12 protein-coding genes are annotated in these 10,970 nt (G+C 72.1%); 3 read left to right on the plus strand and 9 right to left on the minus strand.

Annotated elements, in window-relative coordinates; translation table 11 throughout:
* On the plus strand, nucleotides 1-1,670 hold a 1,670-nt coding region (locus CR470_RS30545; RefSeq protein ID WP_257138965.1), incomplete at its 5' end, for an ATP-binding SpoIIE family protein phosphatase.
* A 63-nt stretch (nucleotides 1,671-1,733) separates the two neighbouring features.
* Here the strand turns inward: CR470_RS30545 and CR470_RS30550 are convergent.
* The 6 genes from CR470_RS30550 to CR470_RS30575 form a co-directional block, all read right to left on the minus strand.
* Nucleotides 1,734-2,507: a calcium-binding protein gene (locus tag CR470_RS30550; protein ID WP_097870728.1), complete on the minus strand. Its 774-nt coding sequence runs from the start codon at nucleotides 2,505-2,507 to the stop codon at nucleotides 1,734-1,736.
* 223 nt (nucleotides 2,508-2,730) lie between these two features.
* The gene (locus tag CR470_RS30555; protein WP_097870729.1) at nucleotides 2,731-3,246 is read right to left on the minus strand and encodes a lytic polysaccharide monooxygenase auxiliary activity family 9 protein; all 516 of its coding nucleotides are present in this window, start codon (nucleotides 3,244-3,246) and stop codon (nucleotides 2,731-2,733) included.
* A 124-nt stretch (nucleotides 3,247-3,370) separates the two neighbouring features.
* Nucleotides 3,371-4,264 carry an HAD family hydrolase gene (locus CR470_RS30560; protein WP_097870730.1) on the minus strand — a complete coding sequence of 298 codons (894 nt, stop codon included), beginning with the start codon at nucleotides 4,262-4,264 and terminating at the stop codon, nucleotides 3,371-3,373.
* Between the two features lie 78 nt (nucleotides 4,265-4,342).
* Nucleotides 4,343-4,810: a transposase gene (locus CR470_RS30565; RefSeq protein WP_097870731.1), complete on the minus strand. Its 468-nt coding sequence runs from the start codon at nucleotides 4,808-4,810 to the stop codon at nucleotides 4,343-4,345.
* 175 nt (nucleotides 4,811-4,985) lie between these two features.
* Nucleotides 4,986-5,993, minus strand: a complete 1,008-nt coding sequence (locus CR470_RS30570) for a 1-aminocyclopropane-1-carboxylate deaminase (RefSeq protein WP_097870732.1) — start codon at nucleotides 5,991-5,993, stop codon at nucleotides 4,986-4,988.
* Between the two features lie 61 nt (nucleotides 5,994-6,054).
* On the minus strand, nucleotides 6,055-6,789 hold the full coding sequence (locus CR470_RS30575) for a GntR family transcriptional regulator (protein ID WP_257138966.1): 735 nt from the start codon (nucleotides 6,787-6,789) through the stop codon (nucleotides 6,055-6,057).
* A 516-nt stretch (nucleotides 6,790-7,305) separates the two neighbouring features.
* Here CR470_RS30575 and CR470_RS30580 point away from each other — a divergent pair.
* Nucleotides 7,306-8,463, plus strand: coding sequence for a S1 family peptidase (locus tag CR470_RS30580; RefSeq protein ID WP_257138967.1), 1,158 nt, complete (start codon nucleotides 7,306-7,308; stop codon nucleotides 8,461-8,463).
* 91 nt (nucleotides 8,464-8,554) lie between these two features.
* Nucleotides 8,555-9,484, plus strand: coding sequence for a hypothetical protein (locus CR470_RS30585; protein WP_097870733.1), 930 nt, complete (start codon nucleotides 8,555-8,557; stop codon nucleotides 9,482-9,484).
* 64 nt (nucleotides 9,485-9,548) lie between these two features.
* Here CR470_RS30585 and CR470_RS30590 read toward each other — a convergent pair whose 3' ends face one another.
* Genes CR470_RS30590 through CR470_RS30600 form a run of 3 tightly spaced genes read right to left on the minus strand, consistent with a single transcriptional unit; the run spans nucleotide 9,549 to nucleotide 10,818 of the window.
* The gene (locus CR470_RS30590; protein ID WP_097870734.1) at nucleotides 9,549-9,758 is read right to left on the minus strand and encodes a DUF397 domain-containing protein; all 210 of its coding nucleotides are present in this window, start codon (nucleotides 9,756-9,758) and stop codon (nucleotides 9,549-9,551) included.
* 17 nt (nucleotides 9,759-9,775) lie between these two features.
* Nucleotides 9,776-9,985, minus strand: coding sequence for a DUF397 domain-containing protein (locus tag CR470_RS30595; protein ID WP_097870735.1), 210 nt, complete (start codon nucleotides 9,983-9,985; stop codon nucleotides 9,776-9,778).
* A complete protein-coding gene (locus tag CR470_RS30600) occupies nucleotides 9,982-10,818 on the minus strand; it encodes a helix-turn-helix domain-containing protein (RefSeq protein ID WP_097870736.1) in 837 nt (278 codons plus the stop codon). Before CR470_RS30600 ends, CR470_RS30595 begins: the two co-directional genes overlap by 4 nt.
* Nucleotides 10,819-10,970: the final 152 nt, after the last annotated feature.

The raw sequence follows: 10,970 nt of genomic DNA on the forward strand, positions 1-10,970 counted from the left end.
AGATGTGTATAAGAGACAGTCCCGACACCCCGCTGCGCCGCGCCGCGAGCGGCCGGTGCGACGCCGTCCGGGACACGGCGGAGGGCGGGGGAGAGGGCCGGGCGCGGGAGCGCTCGGCGGGGATGACCCGCCGTCTCCCCGCCCGTACGCCGTACGCGCTCGCCACCACCGACCTGCGGGCCCGGCTCGTCCCGCTCGCGCCCGACACCCCCTGGCTGGACACCGACCCGGACGGGGCGCGCGCCGTTTCGGAGACCGGCGCGCACTCCCTGATCGTCGTTCCCCTCATCCTGCGGGGCGCGGTCCTCGGGCTGGTCAGCCTCTACCGCTGCGGGGCGGCCGAACCCTTCGACGAGGACGACGTCTCCCTGGCCGGTTCGGCGGCCACCCGGGCGGCCCTCAGCATCGACAACGCCCGCCGCTACGAGCGCGAGCACGTCATCGCCTCGACGGTCCAGCGACGGCTGCTCCCGCAGGCCGAACGGCAGCAGGCCGCCGTCGAGACCGCGCACGTCCTGCTGCCCGGCCGGGACAGCGGCTGCTGGTTCGACACCATCGCCCTGTCCGGCGCCCGCACCGCGCTCGTCGTGGGCGGCGTCGCGGGCGAAGGCCTCCAGTCGGCCATCGCCATGGGCCAGTTGCGTACGGTCATCCAGGCGCTGGCGGGTCTCGACCTGGAGCCGGAGGAGGTCCTCGCCCGGCTCAAGGACACCGCCGACCGCCTCGCCCACGAGCGCGCCGCCCTGCCCCCGGCCGACGAACTCCAGGGCGAACCCCTGAGCGCGGGCTGCGTGTACGGGGTCTACGACCCGTTCACCCGCACCTGCACCGTCGCGCGCGCCGGGCACCCCGCGCCGCTGATCGTCGGCCCCGACGGGCGGGCGGTCGCCCTGGACGTGCCGGAAGGGCCCGGACTCTTCTCCGACGACAGTGCGCTCTTCGCGCCCGCCACCGTCACCCTGGAGGTGGGCAGCCTCCTCGCGTTCTGCACCGCCGACCTGCTCTCGGGCGACCACGCCGCCGAGCGCATCACGCAGGCCCTCGCCCGGCCGGGCCGAAGCCTTCAGCAACTGGGCGACGACATCGTGTACGCGCTGCCGGACGACACCCGCTCCGCCGGTGCGGCCCTGATCCTGGCCCGTACGGGTACGGTCTCCGACCATCTGGTCGCCACCTGGGACCTGGCCCAGGACCCCACGACGCCCGGCACCTCCCGGGTGCTCGTACGCGACCGGCTCCAGGGCTGGGGCCTGGGCGAGGACACCGTCGAGGCGACGGAGCTGATCGTCAGCGAGCTGGTCACCAACGCCGTCCGCTACGGCGCCCCGCCGCTGCGGCTGCGCCTCCTGCTGGACTCGACGCTCACCTGTGAGGTCCACGACGGCTCCACGGCCTCCCCGCACCTGCGGCACGCCCGGACCGTCGACGAGGGCGGCCGGGGACTGTTCATCGTCTCCCGGCTCGCCTCCCACTGGGGGGCCCGCCACGGGCCGGACGGCAAGGTGCTGTGGACCGAGCAGGAACTGCCGGGTGACGAGCGGAACGAAGCGGACGGTGAACAGGGCGACGCGGACGGCGGGCCTGACGGCGCGGGCGACGAGCAGAACGGTGCGGGCGGCGAGCAGGGCGACGCGGGTGATGAGCCGGTGGGTGCGGGCGGCGGGCGGTAGCGGCGAGGGGCGCCCGCGGTCCCGGAGGCCGGGGTCTCCGCCGCCCCGGGCCCACCGCCTCGCCTACCGGAGCACGATGTTCCGGCCCGGGCCGCCGTCGACGGTGTCCTTGCCGGGGCCGCCGACCACCAGGTCGTCGCCGCCCTCGCCGTGCACCATGTCGTCGCCGGAGCCGCCGAGCAGGATGTCGTCGCCGTCCCCGCCCATGACGTGGTCGTCGCCCGGACCCCCGTACACCAGGTCATCGCCTTCGTACGCCTCGATCATGTCGTCGCCCCGGCCGCCCCACAGCCGCTGGTCGCCGTCGACGGCCATCAGGTGGTCCATGCCGTCGCCGCCGTCCAGGACCACGCGCCCCATGACCATGTCGTTCCCCGCGTCGCCCCGCACCGTGTGCGCGGTGTGGGCGTGCAGCATGTCGTCGCCGGAGCCTCCGCTGACGGTCGCGACCCCGGGGTCGCTGGTGGCGATCTCGTCGTCGCCGTCGCCCAGGAAGACGTCGATCCGGTCCGGCCGGGAGCTGTCGGTGGGCAGTTCGCAGACGACGTAGGTCTCGTCCCCGGGGGTGAGGTAGGCGCAGTGGTCGCCGGGTACGAGCGGGACCGCGTCGCGGAAGCCGATCCGCCGGACTCCGTCGCCCCGGTCCATGGGCACCACGTGGAGGTCGTTCGCCTGTCCCGCGCCGGCGGTGAAGGTGATCGACTGATTCGCCCAGTCGGCGCCGACGCGGGCCTTCGCCCCGGTGGCGGTGGGGGCCGCGACCGCCGGGGATGCGGCGAGGCCGGTGGCGAGCAGGGCCACGACGGCCGCGCGGGCGGTGAGTCGGTGTCGGTTCATGGGACCTCGTCTCGAAGGGGCGGGCCGGTGGGTCGGCCTGCCGGCGGGGGCCTGCCCGGGGTACCGGCGACCGCGGTCGCGAGGGCGGCTTCCTCGCGGCCGCGGCCGGCGCGCTCCGGTACCCCGGCAGAACTGTTCGTCCCGGCGGGCGCCGGGTGGTGCGGTACCGCGTCTGCTCACGTGCACGCGGTACCGCGTCAGCTCACGTGCACGCGGTACCGCGTCAGCTCACGTTCACGTCCACGCAGGCGTAGAACGCGTTGGCGGTGTCGGCGATGTTCCACACGGCCAGCACCTTCTGCTTGCCGGACAGGCCGCCGAAGCTGACCTGGTGGGTGACTGTCTCGCCGGGCCGGGCGCCGCCGTCGTTGAACTCGGCGATCTTCCGGCCGCCCGCGTAGTACTGCCAGGTGCTGGTGGAGTGCCGTGCCGTCAGCCGCCAGTTGAAGCTGGTCGTCCGGCCGACCGGGGTGACCTTCCAGCCCCTGCCGTCATCGTTGAGCTCGGCGAAGCGGGCGTTGCCTCCGCTGCAGCTCATCAGGCCCTTGGGGCCCTCGACGCTCTGCGGCTCGTACTTGATGTCGCCGCAGGGGACCGTGCGGGCGGCGCACTGGGCCTGTCGGCTGGGGGGCGATGAGATGTAGCCGTGCGCGCTCGCGCTGCTCGCGGGCAGGCTGACGGCCAGGAGCGGGGCGATTCCCGCGCCGATGGCGACGGCTAAGAGCCTCTTGCTTTTCATGACAACTCCTCTGTGGGGGTCCGTGCCTGCCCGCGTGAGGACGGACAAGGCATGCGCATGTCAAGCAGCCACGCCGTGACGGTGGGGATGTCACGGGTAACGACGGAAGCGTACCGCTCTTGGTCTAGACCAAGCTAGACTCGGGCGCGACCTCTGTGCCCGGCTGCCGGACCGGGAAGGCGCCGAACAGGCGCTCCAGGACCACCGCGACTCCGTCCTCCGCGTTCGACAGGGTCACCTCGTCGGCCGCCGCGCGCAGCTCCGGGTGTGCGTTGCCCATGGCCACCCGGTGGCCCGAACCGGCGAACATCGGCAGGTCGTTGGGCATGTCCCCGAACGCGACCGTCCGCTCCGCCCCGATCCCCAGCAGCTCGGCGGCCAGCGCCAGCCCCGTGCCCTTGTCCACGCCGCGCGGGGCCAGCTCCACCGTGCCCGGCCCCGCCATGGTCACCGTCGCCAGATCGCCCACGGCCCCGCGCGCGGCGGCGGCCAGCGCGTCGTCGCCCAGCTCGGGGTGGCGCACCAGCACCTTGATCACGGGCCGCTCCCACAACGCGGCGCGGGAGTCGACGCGTTGGGCGGGGAGCGTCGGGTTCGGCATCCGGTACCCGGCCTCGATCAGGGTCGCCCCGTCCACGCCGTCCTGGTCCACAGCGGCGAACACGGCCCCGATCTCCGCCTCGATCTTCCCGAGCGCGGTGTCGGCGGCCTCGCGGTCCAGCGCGACGGACCGCAACAGCCGCCCGCCGCCGCCCGCCCCGGCCTCGTAGAGCTGGGTGCCCTGCCCGCAGACGACGAGCCCGCTGTACGCCAGGTCCGCGAGCAGCGCCCGTATCCCGGGCACGGGCCGCCCGGTGACGACCAGGTGCCGGGCGCCCGCGGCGGCGGCGAGGGCGAGCGCGGCGCGGGACCGGGCGCTCACGGTGTCGTCCGGACGCAGCAGGGTGCCGTCCAGGTCCGTGGCGACGAGGGCGTATGCGGGGGTGGTGCCGGGGGCGTATGCGGGTGGCGTGGGCATGGGCATGGGCCCCAGCCTAGAAGGGCCCGAACGGCCGCTTGCGCGCCAGGGGCGGACCGGGTAAGCGCGCGCCCGCCGTCAGGCGGCTGCGCCGGTGGCGTTGCGGATGAGCTGCCGCAGCACCTTCACCGTGGTGACGTAGTCCGCGTCGGAAATGCCCTCGTGGAGCGCGGCGCGGATCGCGGGAGCGTTGCGCTTGAGGTCGAGGCGCGCCTGTTCCCCCGCCTCAGTGATCCACAACCGGCCTGCCGCGTCCCGCGTGAGCCAGCCGCGCTGTACGAGCTCCTCGGCCGCGACCGCCAGGTCGTCCTCGGGCCGGATGTACGAGGCCATGGCCTGCTGAAGCTCGGGCAGGGTCATTCCCGCGCCGTCGGGCGAGATGTCGTCGGCCGACAGGTTGCGCAGGAGCCAGAACTGGGGCTGGGTGTAGCCCTTCTCGGCCTGCCGCTCCCGGGTGTACGCGATCAGCGCCTCGTAGGCGACGCCGGTCCAGTGGGCGGCGGGCTGTCCGGCGAGTTCGGCGTCACTGAGCTGCTGGTCAGGCATGGTGCATGCTCCCTCGGTGCTGCGGTCGGTCGCCCGTACGGTCGTGCGGGCGGCGAAGCCCTCGCGGGCGTTACGGTGACCGTAGGACCTCAAGTGCGGTCGAGGGCAAGGGGCAGGCTTGGCGGGGGCCGGCCCCGGCCCCGGCCCCGGCCCCGGAGCGGCTCGGGCGAGGAAGTCAGCGGAAGATGCCGCTGTAGGCGTTGAGCGCGGGCTGGCCGCCGAGGTGCGCGTACAGCACGTTGGACGCCTTGGGGATCTCGCCGCCGCGCACCAGATCGATCAGCCCGGCCATGGACTTGCCCTCGTAGACCGGGTCGATGATCATGCCTTCGAGTCGGCCGGTGAGTTTGATGGCGTCCACCGTGGACGCCACGGGTACGCCGTAGAGGTCTCCGGCCCAGCCTTCCAGCACGGTGATCTCGTCGTCCTTCAACTCGCGCCCCAGGCCGATGAGTTCGGCGGTGCCCCGGGCGATTCGTGCCACCTGGGCGCGGGTCTCGGTGAGCTTCGCCGACGCGTCGACGCCCAGGATTCGCCGTGGCCGGTCCTGGCCCGCGAACCCGGCGATCATGCCGGCCTGGGTGCTGCCGGTCACGCTGCACACCACGACGGTGTCGAAGAAGACGCCCAGCTCCTGCTCCTGCCGCTGCACTTCGCGCGCCCAGTTCGCGAAGCCGAGGCCGCCGAGCGGATGGTCCGAGCCGCCCGCCGGAATGGCGTACGGTGTGCCGCCCGCGGCCCGTACGTCCTCCAGCGCCTGGCGCCAGCTGTCCTTGACGCCGATGCCGAAGCCCGCCTGCACCAGCCGCACGTCGGCGCCCATGATGCGGGACAGCAGGATGTTGCCGACCTTGTCGTTGACCGCGTCGGGCCAGTCCACCCAGCTCTCCTGGATCAGGACCGCCTTCAGGCCGGCGCGGGCGGCGACGGCCGCCACCTGCCGGGTGTGGTTGGACTGCACGCCGCCGATGCTGACGAGTGTGTCCGCGCCCTGCCGGAGGGCGTCGGGGAGCAGGTACTCCAGCTTGCGGGTCTTGTTGCCGCCGTAAGCGAGACCGGCGTTGCAGTCCTCGCGTTTGGCCCAGACGCGCGCACCGCCGAGGTGGTCGCTGAGCCGGTCCAGGGGGTGCACCGGGCTGGGGCCGAACAGCAGGGGGTAACGCTCGAAGTCGTCAAGGGACATCGCGGGCTCCTCGTGAGTGGGTCCGGCACGGCCCTGCGGCGGGCCGTGTGGTGGAGGGCGTTCAGCGGAAAGGTGCGCCGTCGCGGCTCTGCGTCTGTTCACCGCCCCGCGCACCGCTGCCGGGCTCCTCGGAGGAAACCGGCCAGGCCTCCAGCAGCGGCAGCAGCGTCTGCCAGTTCGCCCGGGTGGCGGCCACCGCTCCCTCGACGTCCCCGGCCGCGCACAGCGCGATGATCCGGTCGTGCTGGGCCACCGACCCGCGCCCGCTCAACGAGGAGAAGCGCAGCCGCTCCAGGCGTCGCAGCACGGGCGTGAACTGATCGAGAACGGTGGTGACGGCCTCGTTGGCGCAGGCGGTCACGGTGACGCGGTGGAAGGTGTCGTCGGCCTCCAGTGCCGCCTCGGCGTCGTTGCGTCGCAAAGCGTCGGCGAAACGGGCGTTCGCCTCGCGCATGGCGTCGAGCTCGACCGTGTCCAGCCGCGGAACCGCCTCCCGTACGGCGAGTTCGTGCATGGCGGAGGTGACCGACTGCGCGGCCCGCACGGCGCGGACGTCGAGCGGACTGACGATGGTGTACCGGCCGGGCTTCGTCTGCACCAGCCCCGCCTGTTCCAGCCGCGCCAGGGCCTCGCGCACGGGCGTGCGGCTGACCCCGAGCCAGGCGACCAGGTCGCCGTCGTTGAGGCGTTCGCCGGGTGCGAGAGTGCCGTCGACGATGGCGTCACGGATGGCCCGGTAGGCGCTCTCGCGCAGGAGCGACCGGGAGACGAGACCTCGGTTCTGCGGAACTGGCATGCAATATATTGCATGCCGCGCCAGTTGGGCTGTCAAGGTCCAGGTCCGCAGGGTCGTCCGCCGGGCCCCGCCGCCACGGCCGACCGAGCCGCCGCGAGGACCCGGCGCGCCCAACAGCCCACGGGAGACGGACTGGTGACAGGACCGGTAACCTCAAAGACGGCGGTGCCGGCCCGCCGATATGGGCGTCGCCAAGAGATGAAATGCGAACAGCGACTTTTACAGTCTCGCCGACGTTCTGTTAAAACCTCGCCCCGCCAAGAACCTTGATGGCGCCCGGCCGTTGGGCCACAGTTCATCTCGCGGCGGGCATCGCTCCCACCGCCGGGCGAAAGCTCACTCCCGGCGACACGCGCTGACGTATCGCCGAATCAACCCCCCTCGCGAGTTTTGGCCTGCCATGCGGAAGGAATCAGCGTGCGTAATTCCCGTAGTTCGCGTATTTCCCGCGAATCCCGCACCTCCAGCAAGTACAGATTCGCCTTCGTGGCGGCCGCGCTCTCGGCTTCCGTGGTCATGGGAACCCAGGCCACCGCTCAGGCCCAGGACGCCGCCCCCGCCGGGAACTCGTCCACCCCGCGCTACCAGCCCGAGATGGTACGGGCCCTCGCCGCGTCGCTCGGCGTGGACGAGAAGGCGGCGACCGACCGGCTGGACCGGCAGGACGCCCAGCAGAAGCGGCTCGCCGAGCTGAGCAAGGGCGGACTGGCCGACGACGGCGCGTTCTTCGACGCCTCCGGCGACCTGACCGTCAACGCCGAGGACCGCGCCGATGTCGCCCGGTTCGAACGGGCCGGACTCGACGCCCGGCTGCCCGCCCGCGGCGAGAGCACCCTCGACCGGATCAAGGCCCAGCTCGACGCCTCCGCCGCGAAGAAGGCCCCCGCCGGAGTGGTGGCCTGGTCCGTGGACCTCGCCGCCGACCAGGTCGTCGTCAAGGTGAACAGCGACCGCTCGGCCCCCGCCAAGGCGTTCCTCGCCGCAGCGGCCAAGCACGGCTCCGCCGTCAAGATCGTGCGCGGCGAGGAGAAGCTCGCGCCCCAGGCCGCGATATACCCCGGCAGCAAGATGACGATCAACAACACCACCGGCTGGTGTTCCGTCGGCTACGGCGCCCGCGACCGGTCCGGCAACCAGTACCTGGTCACCGCCGGCCACTGCGTCGCCAACCTCCCGACCCTGCGCTACGACGGCACCGCCTTCGCCAAGGGCGTCAAGACCCGCTACGCCCTCGGCACCCGCAGCGTCGACATGGGTATCGCCTCCGTCAACTCCGGCCACTCCATCACCACCAGCGTCGGCACCTGGGGCAACACCAGCCCCATCGCCGTCCGCGGCAGCAGCCGGGCCTACTCCGGCGCATCGATCTGCAAGTCCGGCGCCACCACCGGCTGGACCTGCGGCTCGGTCGGCTCCTACAACGTCTCGGTCACCTACGTCGACCTCAACGGCGGGCCCGACACCGTCGTCACCGGCCTCGCCACCTCCAGCGTCTGCACGGAGGGCGGTGACAGCGGCGGTGCGTACATCTCCGGCAACCAGGCCCAGGGCATGACCTCCGGCGGTCCCACCAACCAGCGCTGCACCGGCGGAGTCAACTCCCGCGGCTCCTCCTACTTCCAGCCGCTCGACGACACCCTCGCCTACTACGGGCTGACCCTCAACACCAACTGACCTGCGGCAGAAGGGCTGACCAGGGGCCGTCCACCGGGCTAAGGTGGGCGGCCCCCGCGCCGCCGGTGCCCGCAGACCGTTGAGAGACGCCATGCCGCATCCTCTCCCCGCCGCCGACGATCTCGAAGACCTCCCAGGGGCCGACGCGACCTTCGCGGCCGTGTTCCGCGAGGCCCTGCGCCGACGTGGACTCCCGCTGGAACGCATCCGCGACCACCTGCGCGCCCAGCAGATATCCGTCAGCCTCGCCACCCTCAGCCACTGGCAGCGTGGCCGCAGCCAGCCCGAGAAGGCCCAGTCGCTGCGCGCCGTGGACGCCTTGGAACCGCTGCTCGATCTCCCCGCCGGGGCCCTGCGCTCGCTGCTCGGACCGCACCGCCCCCGCGGCGGGGCCCGACCGCCCGACCCGGCCGCCGCCCGGGGTGTTTTCGGCGAGGACTCCGACGTGGAGCAGGCCCTCGGTGACGCCTTCGCCCACTTCAACGCCGGTCTGCGCGCTCTGACCGTCCAGGAGACGGTCTGCCTGGACGAGCACCGCGCCATCCGCGAGACCTCCGTCACCACGGTGGTGCAGGCCGTCCACGACGGCGTGGACCACCTCAGCGTCGTCCACTTCCTCGACTCACCGAAGGCCGGAACGGCCGTCCTCGATGTCCCCGGCCGCCCCGCACCGCGCATCCGGTTCCTGGAGGAGCTCGGCTGTGTGGCGGCCGAGATCCCGCTCGGCCGCCGACTCGCCCGTACGGAGACGGCGGTCATCGCCTACACGCTGCGGGCGGAGGGAGAGGCCTCCTGGCAGCACGAGCGCCGCGTCACGGCCCCCCTGCGCGCGTACCTGCTGCACGTGCGCTTCCACCCCCGGGCGGTGCCCGCCCACTGCTGGGGATACCGCCGCGAGCGGATCGGCGCCGACCCCAGCCACCGCCACCGCACGGCCCTGGACGACTTCCACACGACCCACCTCATGCCGACCCGGTGCGTACCGGGCGTGTACGGGATCGAGTGGACCTGGCCGGACTGAGCGACGCGAGGCCCCACCGCGTGAATGCGTGCGCGGTGGGGCCTCGCTGTACGGCTCCGATGGCTCAGACGGTGCCGAAGCCCTCAGCCCGGACGCCCGCGACGAAGGCGCTGAACGCGGTGGCGGGGACGGCGAGGACCGGGCCGCTCACGTTCTTGGAGTCGCGGACGGGGACGATTCCGTGCGGGGTGGCGAGGTTGGTGGCGACCTCGACGCACTGGCCGCCGTTGTTGCTGTACGAGGACGTGAACCAGCGGGGGGTCTCGGTTGTCACGGGGTGCCCTTCCGTAGTTACGGGTGCTGCAAGTCTCCTGACTTGATGCCCGTGACGAAGGCGGTGAATGCCCCGGCCTGAACGTTCAGGCTCGGGCCGCTCGTGTTCTTGGAGTCGCGGACGGGGACGATGCCGTGCGGGGTGGCGAGGTTGGTGGCGACCTCGACGCACTGGCCGCCGTTTTCGCTGTACGAGGACGTGAACCAACGGGGGGTCTCGGTTGTCACGGGGTGCCCTTTCGCAACTGCCTGAACATGTCTACGGACGCGGCCTGGGTGGGCGCTACCGCCTGCATCTGATGGTAGGCCGTCAGATGTGGAAGCACAGAGCCACTTTCGCGCTCCAAGTAGCCCTGCTGGGCGGACTCCGCGTACGACATGAGCGAGCGGTCGGGCATCGTAAGGATGGTGATCGGCAGACTGAATGGGCGGTGCTCTCCCATGGTGAACGGCACCACCTGGAGCACCGTGTTGGGCTGCTCCGCGAACTCGATGAGCCGGTCCATCTGCGCCTTCATGACCGCCGGTCCGCCCACCGGCCTGCGGAGGCAGCTCTCGTCCAGCATCGCGAAGACCAGCGGCGGCTTCTCCCGGACCAGGGCCGCCTGACGCTCCGCGACCAGCGCGACGCGCTCCTGCGCCTGGTCGGCGGTGATCCCTTGTCTCCTGACGACACTGTCCGCCAGGACCGTCGCATACTCCGGTGTCTGGAGCAGGCCCGGGATGACACCGACCTCGTACAGCCGGATCTCCGCCGCCCGGCGCTCGTAACCGAGGAACTCCGGGAAGCCCTCCAGCAGGCTGCCGTGCTTGATCTGGCCCAGCTCGCGCTCGAACGACGCCTCGGTCCCGGTGAGCCCCAGCACCCGGTCCGTACTGCGCGAAAAGCGCAAGGTCGCGAGTTTACGACCAGTTTCCACCGACGAGATGTGCGTGCTGGAGTAGCCGTTGTGGTCCCCCAGCACCTCCTGTGTCCAGCCCCGCTTCTCCCGTAACCCGCGCAGACGTGCACCGTAGGCCGCCTGCGCGGAGCTTTCCGGGTTCAACTCCTTGATGTTCACAGACCCCGCCCCGATCTTCCGTGCCGAATGGGCAAGTTGAATGGCTCCTCACGGTAGGTCACGCTGAATCGCCCCGGTAGTCATACGGCTACAGAGAGGAGCGATAGGTGTATGGCGAGAACGCTTGTCCGAACGCGCAGCGGCCTCCCGAT

It is taken from the genome of Streptomyces sp. rh34, assembly GCF_002551245.1.
In the GTDB taxonomy this organism is placed as follows: domain Bacteria; phylum Actinomycetota; class Actinomycetes; order Streptomycetales; family Streptomycetaceae; genus Streptomyces.